Raw genomic sequence first — 16680 nt, forward strand, 5'->3', positions numbered from 1 at the left:
AAAATCATCAAATTAATGTCTTTAATTTTACGTTTCTTAATTTAATGAAAATATATCAACCGATTTGAATGCCGATTTTTTCTAAAAATTTCGTCGGGCGGTCGCCGCCGATTAACGCGAAAATATAATCGTTTGCCACGCGGGCTTTTTCGTTGCCTTTGCCATCCACCAACACCACCTCTTGCGGGGTAATCTCTTTAATCTGCGTGCCGAAAAAAACTTTGATGCGCCCTGCGTCAATGCAATCAAACACGTTCATCTTGTTGCCGAGTTTTAAATCGCCTTTGAAATCGCTGCGAATCACCAGCGTCACTTCGTTCGTCCGCGTAAAGCTTATCTCTCGCCCTTCGCGTTTAAAGCCGGTCAAATCCACCGCCGCTTCGATTGCCGAATTGCCTGCGCCCACCACAATACATTTTTTGCCGACATATTCATCGGGATCGGCAAGGCGATATTTCACTTTGCTGTCAGGCTTAGGCGCTTGCGCTTTCGGGGTAAATTTTTCGCCGCACTGCACACAAAACTTCATCTTCGCGGCGCGCGCGGTTCCGCACTTATAACAGAACTTCGGCAGTGCCGCCGGCGACTCGACCGTGATTTTTATATCTTCGCCCGACACGCCGAGTTTAAGCGGCGCGCCGCGATTGCCAACTGCAATGACGACGCGACGCGCCGTGTAAGTTTGCGGTTCCTGCAAAGCGCCTTTCGCGGTCACCACCGTAAAACCACCGTTTGCGGCTTTGATGTCTTTACAGCTTTCATCTTCGTTTACTTTGACGCCGTTTTGCATCATGGCATCGAACCAACCCTTGAGCATCTCTTCTTTGCTGTCGCCTGCGCCGGGCAGCGGAATCGCGCCCTTTGCCTGCACCGAATCGGGTTTATAAAAAACGTATTTGCCCGCCGGATACGTTTGTTGAATCGTCGCCGCAACTTTTTCCTGTTCGATAGCGACATAGCGCAAGCCGCGTTGCCTGGCTAACACCGCCGCCGAAAGCCCGGCGGGACCAATGCCGATAATCGCCACGTCATATTCGGCGCTGGGGTTTGCCCCTTCCTTTTGCAAATCCGCGATGATGGTATCAATCACCTGCGCGCCTTCGTTGATGGCGTTTTTGATGAGCGGCACGCCCGACACATCGCCAATCAGATAGATACCATCGACATTGGTTTTATAACGACTGTCGCGCGCCGGGACTTTGCGCGGCGGAATAATTTTATTGGTGTTGATGACGATACAGGATTTCGGATTGGTCGGGCATTCCGCCTGACAGGCGGTATCTTCCATGCACTGGTCGGCAGCAACCGGAACCGCTACGCCGTTGACGATGGCGAGCACATCGTGCGGGCAGGCTTCAACGCAGGCGTGACAACCGATGCAGGTGATGGGATTGACAATCGGATAAGGGTAACGCGGGCCATCGGCTATCACTTGATTGAGGTCAATTTTGGCGGTTTGCCACCACGAATCTTTCAAGGCTTCCCAGCCGATGCCTTTATCAACCGTCTTTTCGAGTCTGCCGGTATCGCCACGCGGAATGATGGTGTTTTTCAAAATGTATTTGCGCCGCACCGTATTGGCTGCAAGCACGACCAGCGCAAGCAACGGAAACGCCAGTAACCCAACTGCCCAACCCGTCCAATTCAACGCGCCGAGTTGTGCATCGCGGTCAAATCGCAAAGCGTCTTTTTCCTGACGAATGACGCTGGCGCTGCCGATGCCTGAAAAGGCGACGAATGATTTGCGCCCGTCGTTACTCAGTTTTTCGGATTCTTCAACCGAAGCTAAAAACTTGCTCACCTCGCGTAAACTTCGCGCGCCCTCTTCAACAGCTTGTTTCGCTTGTTCAGACAAATCGCTTGCTACCGGATGTTGTTTGTGACAGGTGATGCAATTGGCAAGCGGCGTTTGCAGGCTGGCTATCGTTTCATTGGTTTCACTCGTCGCGTGACATTTCAAACAGGCTTCGCGCAGGCTGCGAATACCTTCAGCGGATTTCGCGTCGAGTTTATTGTCCTGGTGACAGACGACGCAGGCGCGGTCGTCACTGGCTTTGCCGAGATAATGAAGCAGGTGAAACTGGTCGGTTTTTAAATAACCGACTGCGGGCAGAGTTTCGAGTTTTTGCGGCGTGTAAATTTTCTGGAGTTCTTTATTTTCCCAACGCTCAAACGCCTGTTGCCAGCGCGCCGCTTGCCAGCCCGACCATTTATATTCGACGCCGAGTTGCGGAAGTCCGACGCTTGCGCCGCCGTGCGGGACGGCGAGGAGTTCGCCTTTTCGCGCGCCGTCTTCAATGCGGTACTGACCGTTATGGCAATTGACGCAAAGCCCATAATTCAACAGCCCCGCCTGGCTTGCGCGCCCTTGATGTTCCGTGTGACAGGCATTGCATGCCGTGACATTGGCGCGGCGGTGTCCGCTGATGAGCGCCAGCGGCAAAAAACTTTGCGCGGTTTGAACAGATACGGCAGTTGAATTCCCTGCTGTGTTATGACAGTCAATGCATTGATTTTGCACGCCGGTGACGACGTTATGACACGCGGTGCAGGAATTGGCATTCGGGCGCAAAGCGATGCCGCGCGCGCTCAAGGTGTCGCTCGCGTGAACCTCTGCGACCGGCGCGGGCGCAAAGGTATCGGCATGCAAAAATGCGGCGGCGAGGGCAAACAATCCGACGAGCAACGCGCCCCAGACCCAGTAAGATTTGCGCCAGAGTTTGGATAAATCGAGCGTCGGTTGCCAGTTGAATTGCGCTTTGCCCAACCGCCTCGCAACTTTCGGATGCAGCATGGTCGCTTCGATCAATTTACCGGCTTCGCGTTTACGTTTATCCCAAAAAATTTTGATGACCTGTTCATCAATGCCTGGCGTAAAGGTTAAAAGCTTGCCGGTCAGCTTCAAGCGTTGCGTGCCACCGGGCGTGATAATCGGAGCCTTGCGTTTGGCGGGGATATTGACAATCAGTGTGGAATCCGTTTCACTGCCGCCAACCGACATCGGCATGAGTAATCCGGTTTGCCCGGCGATGGGATTGACTTCGATTTCGCGTTCGACGGCAATGAACAAGCCGTCATCGTTGTAATTGATTTTGAGCAGGAAGGGTCCGATTTGTACCAGATCGCCATCGGCAAGCGGCGTTCGTTCAACCAACTCTCCGTTAAGCAAGGTGCCGTTTGCCGCCGAAAGATTATAAATCCAGAAATCTTTGCCGATTTGATTGATGCCGGCGTGAACCCTTGAAACCGAGCGATGATTGAGCGCCAGATCGTTTTTGATGCTGCGCCCGATGGAGAGTCCTTCTCTATCCATCACCACATCATCAATGGCGCTTACGCCATCTTTTCTTTTAATGATGTAACGGCTCAGTGCTCCGGTCATAACATTCTGTCAGGTGATAGGATTCAGGGCTAAAAAAACAATGAAAGCGGAATACTGACGATGAACAAATCTATAACACTTTCTGTTCATCGTTCATCGTTCCTACTTCATACTTTCTTTTCCTGAATCCTATCTTGCCAAATAAAACACCACTTGAAAAATGTGCACCAGCATCAACGCCAGCATCAGTGAAGTGAACAACACATGCGGCGGCAGCCAGAGTTTCAACAAGCGATGCAGATAAATCAACGCATCGACGCGGCGCAAAGTAGCAGCGGCTTCGATGGCGCGCGTGAGTTCGCGGCTTTCATCGGGCGCAAGTTGCGCGGCAACCGCTTGATAATCGGCTTTTGCCGCGTCGAGCATATCTTCAAGCCGTTCGCGTTTGAGATATTGTCGCAACAAAAAGCTAATCGAAATAAATCGCGGCACCACTTTGTGAGCCGCAATGTAACGCACGGCTTCGGATGGCGAGCCTGCAACTTTGCCAATCTCGCGTCTGAGTTCTTCGCGACGGGTTTTCAAATCATCGATGAGCAGCGGCGAGCCTTCGATTTTGGTGAGCAGGCGCGGCGCCACTGCGTAACAGAAGATACCAAATATTCCTGTGGCAATCACCGCATCAAATGACCACATCAACAGCGTCGTCAGCCACCCGCCGGAATCATTCCCGCCGTGTATGAGTAACATCAACCCGGCAATCACGCCTGCATAAGCATGGACGAGTAACCAGTAACGCAGCGCCCCGCGCCGCCTGGTGTAGACCTGACGCCTGAACGCATAGCCCATCACCCAGACGATGCCCGCAAGTCCCACAAGCCCGGTTATCCAGCGCATATTCAGAGTGCCGAAGATGCTGCCGCCAAGACCGAATTGTTTTAACCCGAACCACGTCGCGATAAGGAGCGCGGCGGTCAAGCCGATGCCGCCCACATGCAACAATCGTTTGAGTGGGTCGGATTTATGAATGTTGCGACCGATGGCATGGGTTTCGTCTATGCGGAACAAGCCTTCGATTTGCCCGACTTCATTGAAATACTGGCTCGGCGTAATGCGCGCCAGCGCCCCCGTCGGACAGTTCTCTTCACAACTGTATTTCGCTTTCTGATTTTTCGCAGGATTAAGGGTTGTGCCGGTGCACAGGTTGCATTTGACAGCGACTAAATCTTCGGTGGCATCAACCGCCGCAGGCAAGGGGTCGGGTTGCAGCCTGAGTAAATCTTTAATGCGCCAGGCAAAATTTTTATTTGTGTCCGGCGTTGCGCGTTTGCGCGGCACCATCGAAATCGCATCATAAGGGCACTGGGTGGCGCAATCGCCGCAACCGATACAAAGCTTAGGTTCAATATCGACCTGCCCCTGCTCGAACCGTCCGATGGCTCCGGTCGGGCATCCGGTTAAACATTCCGGGTCGGCGCAGTGCATGCAGACTTCCGGCGACAACACGCTTTGTCGCGCGCCAAGTTTCGCCGCTGACAATCTGATGATGTGAATGCCGCGTCGGGTGAGGCGCGACTGACCATGAATCTGGTGACAGGCGAGCGAACAGTTGCCGCAACGCACGCACAAATCCATATCCATCACCAGCAGGTTATTGGCATCGACGAGACCTGTAGTGATGACTTCCTGTTGCGCCATCAGAATGCGTCTGCCGAGTGTGACATTGGTTACATCTTTACCGGGAATAATTCGCGAACCGATTTGTGGAGGGTGAAACCGCGCAAATAGTTTTTCGAGATTATCTTGAATCTCGGCGGTCTGGCGCAATTTATTGATGGATATTTCCAGAACCTCTGCGCGTGACATGAGTTCCGCCGTGTACTGCCATTGCTGATTTTGCGAAAGACCTTCGAGTCCGAAAAAATAACCTTTGCCGAGATAATCTTCGACCACCTGCGGCTGGTCGTTCATCATGAAATCATAACGGCGTTTCATCCACCCTTGCTTGATGATGTAGAGGCGATTGATGGTTTCGCCTTGCCGAAAGAGCGTATGATTTTTACTGAAGATTCTAAATGTCGAAATTTTTTTAAGCGCGTCGATGGTTTCAATGCTCACCCCCGTCAGCAAGCGCAAATCTTCAAGCAGGGTGCGCCGTCCGTGACGACGATAATTTCTGTCGAGGTCGTCGCTGAAATTCGTGAGTTTGCGAAGCAATCGCAGAGCCGGGCGTTGAATCTCTAATATCTTCGTGTTTTGGTCGGGCGCAACAATCATCGTGGCGTTATGCGGGGTGCCCGCCAGCACCGCCATTTCGCCAAAAATTGCGCCGCGTTGAAGTTCAGCAACCTTGACGCGCTCACCGTTCGGCGCATTGACGAAGACCGCGATGAGTCCATTCACTACGACATAAAATGTATTGCCGCCCCACGCGCCTTCTTCAATAACGGTTTCGCCCGGACGGTAACTCAGAAGCCGCAAATAAGGTCCAACTTTTTTGCCGCGATAATTGCGCCCGTAAACCGAAACTTCCAAGTCGAGTTCAAAATCGAAATGACCGTCATGAGTGGAAAGCAGAGCCGAAAGCGCAGGCAACGAACGGATGGCGTCGAGAACTTCGCGGCGGCTCTTATGTTCTTGCGGCATAGGAGGAGACCTTGATTAAGCTTGTATTACGAACTCACCTCAATCGCAGTTAGTTTAACGGTAAATCTTTTTAACACGAAGCACACGAAACACACGAAGGGTAAAAATTTTGTTATGCGCAAAGATAAATCATTCCGGTTGGGTCAGGTAATCAAAAATTGCGTTAATTGGTTTCGTGTTCTTTGTGTTCTTCGTGTAAAAAACCGCCCCCCCATCGAGCAGCTTGATGAGGGCATCATCTTTTCATTATTAAAACGGAATGGCGCTGCGATGACATTTCGAGCAGACCGCTTCGCGTTTGGGCGCGTGACACGTCCAGCACGCCGAACGGTGACGCTGCCCGCGCGCCGTGTTGATTTGTTGAACATCAAGACGCGCTTCTTCCTGCGGTTCGCCTAACCGGTGACAGCGTTCACAACCCGATTTCAGATGCGACGGGCTGTGTCGGAAATTGAAACTCGCGGCGCTCCCCATTCCCGGACTGTAAATGATGGCTTCGCTCTTTTGCACGTGACAGACGCCGCAACCGCCGAGTTTTTCGCCCGCCTGATGGGTGTGACACTGGTAACATTCGGCGTGTCGCGGAAAAGTCGCGCGCGTCGGATTGCTCTTCACGTTATGACAATTACCGCAACTCACCTCTGCGCCTTCGCCGCTCATCTTCTGCGCGTCCATGTGAGTTTTATGCGAAAAGCCTTTGAGTCCGCCGCGTGTGCCGAACTCCTGGTTGCGCGTTGGGTAATCAATCAACCGCGCTTTGAAAGTCTGGTCGGCAGTGACGGTCACAACGGGGTCAAGGTGACAGGCGGCGCAAAACGGATTGTCTTTGGTTGCGCCCGCTTCCGTGAGGTTATATTTCTCGCGGTCGGTTTTGTGACAGCGGTTGCAGGCGTCGTGATAGGGTTGCCAGTAGGTTTTAGCGGGTTGATTGGCAACCGTTGCGCGCGGATTTGCGGTGTCGCGTTTATGACATTCATTGCAATCGGTGAGTTGTTTATGCCCGTCGCGAAAATGGTCATAAGTCGATTGGGAACCGGGCGCGATGAACTTGGCTTCCTGCACATAGCCGGTCGCTTGCGGCGGCGTTTGCACAGGCGTTTGCGGCTCCGCCGGTTGATTCAAATTTTTCTGCGTCGAGCGACAGGCGGCAACCATCATCAGACAAAACAGAATCGTTAAGCCAAGTTTTAAATTTTTCGATTTGTCGTTCGTCATGGTTGTACTGCTACACCCTAAACTCGTGAGGCAACTAATGCCCCGAAGGGGCAAAGGAAATTAGCCAGTGGTGAAGCCACAGGGAAAATTGCCAATAATTTATCCTGCCCTGAAGGGGCAGCGGATGATTCCTCTCTGCTCAATGTTAATTTGTCCTGCGCCCCTTCAGGGCGCGATAGACCCAGCCTTTCGAGTTCCTGTGGCTTCACCACAGGCTAATATCCTAAGCGCCTCCGGCGCATAAGCTTTAGGATTGTTCAATAAATCATTTACCGCGCCGCATTTCTCAATTGATTCACCACATTGGCGTCGAGCGCGTCCGGTAATCCCAGTTTGCCGTTATGACAGGCGTTGCAGGTGCGCTCTTCGGGAAAGCGTATATCGCTTAAATTTTTGGCGCGGTCAACCGATGCGTGACACTCGGCGCAGAGATAATCCGCAAGCTTTGCGCGATACTCGGATTTTCTCACCGGTCGGGTGTCGTTATAACTTTCGTGATCCTGGTGATGAAAAGCGCGCAGCTTGTTGTAATGCATCGGTGATTTCGCGCCCGCCAGATCGTGACACGCGCCGCAATCATTCATATACGGGAAATCCGCGCGCGGCGCGGCGGGACGCTCACCGTGACATTGAAAACAGGTCGAATGCCCTTTTTCAATATTCATCTCCGGCGCGTTCGCGGGTCGCGGTTCCGCGCGGCTGTGACAATCGGTACAGCGCGGCGCGGCGTTCAAGCTGATCGTAAATTTTGAATCGGGCGATTTAACGAAACTCACATCTGTCGGCAAGCTTTTACGATGTTCGACGTGCGAAAAGTCTATGCCGAAATCACTCGTCAGTTGTCTGGTGCGGGTGACGAAATCGAACATCTTGGGAATTGCCCGCGATACCGGTTTCCCCGCATGACAGATGCCACAATAGTTAGCAAAGCTCATCACGGTTTCTGCGGCGAGGTTGTGACAGGCGATGCAAGCCGCGTGTCCGGGAAAACTTTTCACATTCGGCGCGGCGACGCTCACTTTGTGACAGGCGTTGCAATTCAAGGTGCGGTGTTTTTTCGAGGCATGGTCGAAACTGCCCGTGCCTTTGCTTCTCGCGAAATTCATCAGCGAATCTGAATTTTTCAAACGACTAACTTCATCGGCACTTGCAGGCGAAGCAAAAAAATACGCGCACACTGCAAACAATAACGCCGCAAGTGCGATACTTTTTTTAATTTTAATCAGCAAATTGCCTGTCAACTTTCTACTCCGCCTTATGACAACCGCCACAAGTTGTTCGACCTTTTATGGAAATACCGGCTTCGATATTGGCTTTGTGACAGCCGATGCACATATCGTGAAAAGCGCGTTCGGCATACACTTCATCGGAGTCTACGTTTTTCGGATTCTTGTCATTGCCTTCGCCTTTGTGACACGACACGCATTTCCATAGTTGCACGATACCGCGACGGCTTTCCGTATGATGACAACCGGCGCACGCGGCATTCTTCTTCGCTTTGTTTTTATAAACGAAATTGGCGTCGGGGTTGATTAAGGCTTCGTGCTTGCGATGGTCGAAATAGACCACGCCGCGCCCGCCTTGCGTGTCGAGTTTGATGATGACGCTTTGTTGAACTGCCATTGCCGACACCCCCGTTTGCACCGTCGCACAGATTGCCAACGCCACAGCGTAAAGCATCACAATTGTCAGTTTCAACTTCATCTCAATTTCACTTTCAAAGTTGATGAGCAGCCTTAACGCTTCATCCTTAAATTTTCTTTCACCGCAGAGAAAGAAAACTCTGCGTAGTCTCGGCGTTCTCTGCGCCTTTGCGATGAAAAGGCATTCAAACCCAAAACCTCAACATTACGGCAACCGCCTGAACTGCAATTTAATCTCCTATGGCGCGGGATTACCATAAAAACGCCGAACATCCTTATTCTGTTTGATGTCGTTGTCTTTGATTTCCGGCACACGAAACAAGGCTTTGCCGAGCATCATCATTCGCATCATCTCTTCAAAATTGAGCGGACGCGCGCCCCTTCGCCCAAAGACCGCCAGTTGATTGCCGCTTTCATCCATTGCGCGGTCGCGGTCTACGCCTTCGGAAATTACGAGCGCCTCGCCTTTGAATTTATGCGTCGCAATGAGTCTTGGCGTCGGTCGCGGGCTGAATCCGTAATGCCCTGCGGTTTCTTCGGGTGAAATCAACTGCACAACTTGCAACCCGCGTTTGCCTCCGGCGATGTAAGCAAACAAACTCACATTGGTCGCGCCGACCTTCACATCACGCGCATCATCAATTTCGCCATCGGCATTAAAACTCTGTTCAATGCGCGGGCGTTCGGGATTTTCAATGTCAACGATGACCAACCCTTGTTTGCCCGCCGCGACATAGGCATAAGTTCGCACCAGATAAACATTATTCGCATCACTGATTGGCACTACGGCGCGTGAAACCGCGGCAGGATTATCGGGGTCGGTGATGTCAATAACCTTCAGACCTTCCGCGTCGCAGACGAACGCATAGCGCAATTGCATCTGCACGGCGCGCGGTCGCTTGATGAACGGTTCACCGAACTCTTTCACGAGTCGCGGCTTGGTCGGGTCAATGATGTCAACGATGACTAGTCCCCGGTCACAAGTGATGTAAGCATAATGCCCGGCAATGGTGATGTGGTTTGCGCCTTTCAAAATATTATTCGGATTCCAGGCAAGGGCGCGGTCAATGAAATTATTATTGGGGTCGCCATCAAGCAAAGTCGCAACCCCGATGTTGTTTTTGCCGGGTTTGGTGTTGCCGATGACAATCAAACCTTCTTCGCTGTCGGTGCCGTAAAGGAATCCGTAAAACAGCGGAATCGCCTGTTTATCATCGCGGTTTTGCGCTTCTTCATTTTCCGGCAAATGACGGCGCGTCGGGTCAACCGCAAGCGTCGAAGGCGATGCGATGCTTGTCGCGTTTTTCGATTTCACATAAAACCGTTGTCCCATCGGCGAAAACGGCGCAGTGGTCAACCTCTCGGAAAAACCTTTCTGGTCAATATTCGCCACATCGAAAAACTTAAACCCGGCTTTGCCGCATGCCGCATAGAGGTATTCGCCTCTGAGTTGCAGACTGGTGATATTCGATTTCGCATTCACGAACGGTTTGAAATTCGTAGAGACATCATTGCCCGGATGTTCATAAAATTCGTGCAGTTCTTTGTTCGCTTCCCTGTGTTTTTGGTATTCATCGGGGTAAGCGATTTTGTGCAGGTAACTGCCGATAACCGCCTGCGGTTCGCTGCGCTCTGTGACCGCGACCGCGCCGAAGCCATCATCGCCAAGCCCTACATAACAATACCGCCCGATGAAATTATAAAAATTCGTCCCCTGCATATAGGTCATCGCCAGGTAAGCATTGTTGTCGTTATTTTCCGATAGATGGCAATCATCGCAACCACGAGTCTCGCGAGTGCGCACGGTGTGCGGGAAGTGCGAACTGAATGCCTGCCCGCTGTAGCCTTCCGCTGACACGGTCTGCTGTTGTGAATAAATCCATTCGCGCAAAGCGTTTTGCGAACTCACATAAACCGCGCACGCCGAACGCACCGGCGCATAACGCCTGCCGGTTACGGTTCCGTCTTTACCGAGTAAAAACACATCATCGCGTAAGGTTTGAAAATTATACGAAGTCCAGTTTCTTAGTGAATCTTCGCCTTCGTTGTGCAGCATCGGGCGTTGTTCGTTGGCTTCCATTTTCAAATGGCAACCGAAACAACTCGGCGTCCACGAGGTGTGACAGGCATAACAACTCATCCTGGAGTTGGCGTGCGCCAGATTGTTTTCTGTGGTCGTCGCGTTGCCCCAGGTTTTGTTGTCGCGCGAAATGGTTTTGGCAAGCGCGGCTTTTTCGTTGTAATCGCGGCTCGCGGGATTTATGGTATCGGCAACCTGTTTGACGCGCCAGACCAGAGGTTTCCCGTCTTTATCAACCGCGACCGCCGCGCGTTGATAAAGCTCGCCGTCTTTTTTGAAAAAGCGGTCTTTGCCCGATGGCAGATTGCGATAATCAAGCATGCGATTGCCGCCCGCTGCGGCTGTCGTTCGCGCTTCGCGTGAAGTCGGGTCAGCGCGTTCCGTAATTGTCCCGTGACAGTCTTTGCAATCAATCTCGATGGCGTTGCGCACTTCGCCATAGAGTTTGCCATTGCCATGATTATCCTGTTTGAAATGGCAATCCACACAGTGCATGCCTTTTTCGAGGTGAATGTCTTTGAGGTGCACCGGCACGCCTTTGCGCGATTCGGGGTCGTCTGTGGTTTCGCTCACGGCGCGTTGCAAGAGTTCCGGCGTGACGTTTGCAACGATGTTGCCATCGATATCGAGGTAATTGCCTTTGCGGTCTTTTTTGAAGGTCGAACGGAAAATCCAACCGTGTCCGGCAAAATCTGCAAACTGCGTATGCTTGCGCGTTTTGTTGAGTTCGCCAAGGGTTTGCAAAAATTCCGGGTCGCGCCATTTGCCGCGCAAGCTTGATTCTTCGGGATTGCGTTTTAAGGTCGCGGCTTCTTCTTCGGGGCTTAACTTTTTCGGCGCGTACATATCGCCGCCATCGGTTTCCAAATCCCACCACATATAACCAAAGTAAGTGTTCAACACCAAGGTGCCGGGATGCATATGACAGACGACGCAACTGCTCGACGGAATAGCGCGCGTCAGTTGATGTTTGATGGGATGCCCCGATTCGTTTTTGGGAATCGTCGCATCTTTGGTTTGACTGAGTCCCGTGTGTCCGTATTTTGCAAATGGACCTGCGTGAAACGGATTGCTGTCATTGGCATAGACGACGTGACAGGCTGTGCAACCGCTCGACCGATAATCGCCCGGATGGTCATTGGTGCCATACATCGATAGCATTGGGTCAAGCAGGCGAGTTTTTTGAAGTCCTAAAAACACCGGGTCGGTGCGCAGCAATGTGCCGAGTCCGCGAGGTGATAAAAGATTTTGCGTAGGTTTGCCGGGTTGTTCTTCGGGCAAAGGATTGCCGATTTCCGCGGCTTTGCGCCCGCCGCGTTCAAAGGTGCGCAGGATGTTGCCCATCTGGGTGATTTCCCAGCGCGGCAACGGGTCAATAAACGCGAGTACGCCTTTCTCTTTCTTCTCCTGTTCGGTCGGTTGTGGATAGCTAAAGAGTCGTTGCGGCAAACCGTCTTGGTTATAGCTTTCACCGAAGCGGTAATTTTTGAGCGGAAACGAACCATTGTTATAAAGCGCAGCGCCCCAGAGCATCGACCCTGTGGTCATCATGCTTTTGCGGACTTTGTGAACATCGCCGGTGTGACAACCCGACGCGCCGCAACTCAAGTTGGCGACGCGCAAATCGCCGGGATTGATGAAACGTATGAATTCCGCGCTCTCTTTCAAAGTGAGCATCGCGGGTCTTTGCGGATTTGCCGAGGTTTTCCAGAACTCAGGATAGCGCGGCTGCACGTGCGCTTGTTTTTTGGTCTCTTCGTAGACGGGTGAATTTTGCGACGCGCCTGGCGCGAGTCTGGCATCGGCATTGCCGCCGTGACAATCAATACAGCCGATGGTGAGTTTGCCGTTGTGCATATCTTCGATGCCGGTGTGGCAATCGAGACAACCGGCGCTGCGCCGCGCAGCTTCCTCTTCGGTCATATTAAAAAGCGAAGTCGCGGGTTGCGATGAGTTTTGCGCTTGTGGATTTGAATCAACAAGCGAATTAGATGAAGCGATGTTGGGGTCATCAGGTTGCTGATTGGCTTTGACAATCGCAGCCGGACGATTCAATCCGAAAACGCAATACAGGCTGATCATCAAAACGATGAACAATAATTTAAGCGCGTTGTTTGATGATGATTTCATTAACTATCACCAAGCCACAAAGTGGCGAAACTCAATAGCTCAGAGCGATGCCCTGAGCCATACCAAACGAATTTCTCAATAAACCAGCTTCACTTTTACGAATGCCGAAAACAGCGTTTTGGCATTCGCGCCGCACCCTTGCCCCGAACAGTTCGAGCTGAAAATATCTTTGAAACCGGTGCCGGGAATGAGCGACGAAAAGCCGCCCGCGATGATGATATTTTCGTTTAAAATCGGGCGAAAGATGACCCCCAACCCGTAATCAAAGCCGATGGATTTGCGCACATTCGGTTGAAACAACAATTCCGAAAGCGTTTCGGTGCGATGAAAATGCGAGTAATTGGCATTCAACACGCCGCGCATTTTGGGCGTAAGTTCGGCTTCCACTCCGGCGTTATAAACCAGTATGCCGGGATTGACGAAATTCGCTTGCCCTTCAAATTTGCTGCTGCGCAAATTCGGCAACAAACTTTCAGGGGTCGTCAGCAAGACGCCGGTGTTGGTGAAAGGAATCGCCTGACTGTTCCAGAAACTGAATTTGCCGCCCGCAAATTCCGTCGCATCAACGATGGAATCAAAACCGCGCGCCGTGTCATCGAACGGTTTGCTGTCGCCCGAGGCAAAGAAAACCGAGCCTTTGAACCGCAGCCAGTCTCTATCACGCGAAAGTTCCAGTGCCGCCATCTGCGCGTTGATGTCGGTGCGACGACCGGCAATCGGATTGCGGGTGTCGTGCCCGAGCGCCTGATAGAAAGCGTGATTGATATTAAGCGTTCCGATGTGCCCGTCACCGGCAAAGCCTAAATAAAAAGCTTTGATGCCGTGCGGCGCAACATCACCGATAAGCGCAGGACGCACGAGAAAATCATTCTCATCGAAATGGCGCGATGGGCGGTCATTGTTGTAATGAAAACTGAGTTGCGCTGTGTAACCTTTCCAGCGAGTGTCTTGCCGATAGAGATTGGCAATGAACACCGTCTGGTCGCGAAACTCGCCACGGTTGATGCGGGTATTTAATTCGCTGTTGGTATCTTTTTCGAGTAAATAAAAATATGCCGAGTTGAAGTTATAGCGGTTATTTGCCGCCTGTCCGAAAAGGCGCACGCCGAGGTTGTAATCGCTGAAAATGAAACTGCGAAAATCGCTGTTGAATTGTTGAATGCCGGCGCGCACGAAGGTCGTATCAAAATACGGACTCTCGCCGGCGCGGTTATCAATGTACCCGCGCTGGTTTTTATTGGTGTTATCGCGCCCGCGCAAAAACGGCAACAGTCTGGTGGTATCGCCAACTCGCTGTTCAAAAAACATCTCCTGAAAACTGATGTAACCATCCAGACGATTTGCGCCGATGATGGGATTGACGTTGACGAGGTTGCGCTCCTGGGTATTGAGGTGATTGATGTTGAATACGGGGGTGACGCGCGCCCGCCAGTTGATGGGTTTAAATGCCGTGTCGCCGTTAAAGAATTCCACCGAGGTGATGAAGGTCTGTTTGGTGAGCACCTGACCGCCGCGCCCGAAAAATTCCGTGCTTTCAGGACGTTCGCTGCTCACGCCGCTAGGTACAGGAATGCGCCGCGCATTGACGAAAGTTTCGCTTTCGAGATTGAGAATCAAAAAATTATGCTGGCGAAAAATCGGATAATCGCCTTTTAAAACATTTTGACGATAGGGGTTTAAAAGCGAGCCGCGTTTATAGCGCGGCTCTTCGGGAAAGCCGATGCGCCAGCGGTCTGTGATGGGGAGTTTATCGCCGACAGTTTGCGGCGCGGGTTCAATGCGCGATTTGCCCGCGTAACCGAGCGGCAAATCAAACGGCGAAACGATTTTTTCGTTTGCGTCAGGCACCAGTCTTTTCGGTTCAGGTTTCGGATAAATCACTTCGTTGGGGTCAAGCGCGGGTTGCAATTCATCTTCAACACGGGCAATCGTCGCGGTATTGGCATCGCGGTCGTGGCATTCGCCGCAACGTGTAAATTTGCTGTCTCGGATGCGGTAATTGGAAGCGCGAAAATTGCTGGCACGATGACAACTGATACACAGGCGGTGATAGATTTCACGCGCATTCAAATCGATGCCGTCTGAGTCATCGGGATTTGCGGCGTTGGCTTCGTTTTTATGACAGCTCGAACATTTTTGAAATTGTTTGGCTTGGGTAATTTCTTTAACCGAATGATGACAGCCGGTGCAGGCAACATTGGGTTGGGCTTTATGTTTAAAAGTCTGGTCGGCGTTGATTAAGGCTTCATGCTTTTTGTGATTGAAGAGCACCAGCCCGCGTTTGCCTGCAAGGTCTAAAGGAATTTGAAAACCGGTTTGGGCGTCATCGGAAGAATTGAGCGGGCGGACAAACGACAGCGACGCAATGGCAGATGCCAGTACGTACAGGACAACGATGACGAGTTTAAATCGCATTTGCCCTCCGCTTGCGCGCAAAAATCAAAACCTGATTAAGCAATTCAGATTAGGATAAAAACTGCTTTGCCGGTTACGCCTTTCCCGCGTAACCTGAGCCTAAAAATTCTCTATGCGTTGGTTTGTTTAAATTATGGCAGGCGCAACATATATCAATTCAAGCTTAGCTTACAAGCGCAATTTTCATTTGCCGGGGTTTTGCGGTCAATTTGAATTGATTTTCTGTAGTGGAAGGTAGGTTTTGCCAATACCGTCTGCGGCTGCAAACAGGTTATTTAACGAGGAATCTGCCTGCCACCGCAGACCATACGGATTTGTTTATTTATAAAATCCGCAGCCATTCGCTCTCAGTTTCTTTATGCAATTGTGATAAGTTTTGCCTATGAAATCGAAACGCGCTTCCGCTTGTTTATTCGGTCTGGCGTTTGGCGACGCGATGGGTGCGCCAGTTGAATTTTCAACCATTCGCGAAATGATCGAACGCTTTCCGCCCATTGGCATTCAAGCGCCGCCGGGAAACCTGGCGATGGTGACCGATGATACGCAGATGGCGATTGCCGTGGGCGACGCGCTGATTGATGCAGCCGCGCAAGGCAACTACACGCCAACGAATCTCGAAGCCGCGCTGAGAGCCAGATTCATTGAGTGGTTGGACAGTCCCGAAAATAATCGCGCCCCCGGTAATACTTGTTTGAAAGCCTGTCGTCGTCTCAAAAAAGGCACGCAATGGCAGGAAGCCACCGTGGAATCATCGAAAGGTTGCGGCGCGAATATGCGGGTTGCGCCGGTTGGATTATTAAAGGCAGGACAACTGAGCGTAAATGAATCGGGGCGTGCCGCAATTGCGCAATTTCAAGCGGCGCTCACCCACGGACACCCAACCGCGCTTGCGGCATCAGATTTGACTTCGGCAACCCTTGTTTATTTGTTAAGTGACGGCGAACCGAAAAAAGTCATTGAGTGCCTGCGCGATTATGCGCATTCGCAGCGCATGATTTATCACGATGAGTGGCTCGGCGCGCTTTGGCAACGCGCCTTTGTTGATTCGCCTGAAAGTTTTATTGCGCGCGGCTGGGACGAATGTTTGGCTACACTTGACCGGTTAGAGCGTGTTGAGAAATTAAGTTCGCATCGGCTTCAAGCGCTTGAGCATCAGGTGAATCATCGCCAGATAAACAAACGCCTCGGATGATTCACACGCCCGTTCATAATCTTTGCTCAAGCGCCGG

At 51.7% G+C, this 16680-nt stretch carries 8 protein-coding genes and 1 pseudogene; 1 reads left to right on the forward strand and 8 read right to left on the reverse strand.

Annotated features, from left to right (window positions below):
- Window positions 1-55 precede the first annotated feature (55 nt).
- The 7 genes from AB1757_26930 to AB1757_26960 all read right to left on the reverse strand — a co-directional run bounded on the left by AB1757_26930 (window position 56) and on the right by AB1757_26960 (window position 15451).
- Window positions 56-3382: an NAD(P)-binding domain-containing protein gene (locus tag AB1757_26930; protein MEW6130695.1), complete on the reverse strand. Its 3327-nt coding sequence runs from the start codon at window positions 3380-3382 to the stop codon at window positions 56-58.
- Between the two features lie 129 nt (window positions 3383-3511).
- Window positions 3512-5968, reverse strand: coding sequence for a cyclic nucleotide-binding domain-containing protein (locus AB1757_26935; GenBank protein MEW6130696.1), 2457 nt, complete (start codon window positions 5966-5968; stop codon window positions 3512-3514).
- A 249-nt stretch (window positions 5969-6217) separates the two neighbouring features.
- Window positions 6218-7183: a cytochrome c3 family protein gene (locus AB1757_26940; GenBank protein MEW6130697.1), complete on the reverse strand. Its 966-nt coding sequence runs from the start codon at window positions 7181-7183 to the stop codon at window positions 6218-6220.
- A 269-nt stretch (window positions 7184-7452) separates the two neighbouring features.
- Window positions 7453-8289: a cytochrome c3 family protein gene (locus tag AB1757_26945; protein ID MEW6130698.1), complete on the reverse strand. Its 837-nt coding sequence runs from the start codon at window positions 8287-8289 to the stop codon at window positions 7453-7455.
- A 139-nt stretch (window positions 8290-8428) separates the two neighbouring features.
- Window positions 8429-8881 (reverse strand): cytochrome c3 family protein, encoded by a 453-nt coding sequence (locus AB1757_26950; GenBank protein ID MEW6130699.1) that lies wholly within the window; start codon window positions 8879-8881, stop codon window positions 8429-8431.
- Between the two features lie 183 nt (window positions 8882-9064).
- Window positions 9065-13036, reverse strand: coding sequence for a hypothetical protein (locus AB1757_26955; GenBank protein ID MEW6130700.1), 3972 nt, complete (start codon window positions 13034-13036; stop codon window positions 9065-9067).
- A gap of 75 nt (window positions 13037-13111) precedes the next feature.
- Window positions 13112-15451, reverse strand: coding sequence for a cytochrome c3 family protein (locus tag AB1757_26960; GenBank protein MEW6130701.1), 2340 nt, complete (start codon window positions 15449-15451; stop codon window positions 13112-13114).
- Window positions 15452-15833: 382 nt separating this feature from the next.
- Between AB1757_26960 and AB1757_26965 the strand changes: the two are divergent.
- Window positions 15834-16535, forward strand: a pseudogene (locus tag AB1757_26965) (ADP-ribosylglycohydrolase family protein).
- A 36-nt stretch (window positions 16536-16571) separates the two neighbouring features.
- On the opposite strand, the gene AB1757_26970 reads toward AB1757_26965, so the two are convergent.
- On the reverse strand, window positions 16572-16680 hold a 109-nt coding region (locus tag AB1757_26970), incomplete at its 5' end, for a DDE transposase (protein MEW6130702.1).

The sequence above is a fragment of the Acidobacteriota bacterium genome (assembly GCA_040754075.1).
Classification (GTDB): domain Bacteria; phylum Acidobacteriota; class Blastocatellia; order UBA7656; family UBA7656; genus JBFMDH01.

Excerpts from the sequence above, each read along its gene's own strand:
- AB1757_26940 (MEW6130697.1), bottom strand. The coding sequence starts at position 7,183 with ATGACGAACGACAAATCGAAAAATTTAAAACTTGGCTTAACGATTCTG.
- AB1757_26945 (MEW6130698.1), bottom strand. The coding sequence starts at position 8,289 with ATGAATTTCGCGAGAAGCAAAGGCACGGGCAGTTTCGACCATGCCTCG.
- AB1757_26935 (MEW6130696.1), bottom strand. The coding sequence starts at position 5,968 with ATGCCGCAAGAACATAAGAGCCGCCGCGAAGTTCTCGACGCCATCCGT.
- AB1757_26955 (MEW6130700.1), bottom strand. The coding sequence starts at position 13,036 with ATGAAATCATCATCAAACAACGCGCTTAAATTATTGTTCATCGTTTTG.
- AB1757_26960 (MEW6130701.1), bottom strand. The coding sequence starts at position 15,451 with ATGCGATTTAAACTCGTCATCGTTGTCCTGTACGTACTGGCATCTGCC.
- AB1757_26930 (MEW6130695.1), bottom strand. The coding sequence starts at position 3,382 with ATGACCGGAGCACTGAGCCGTTACATCATTAAAAGAAAAGATGGCGTA.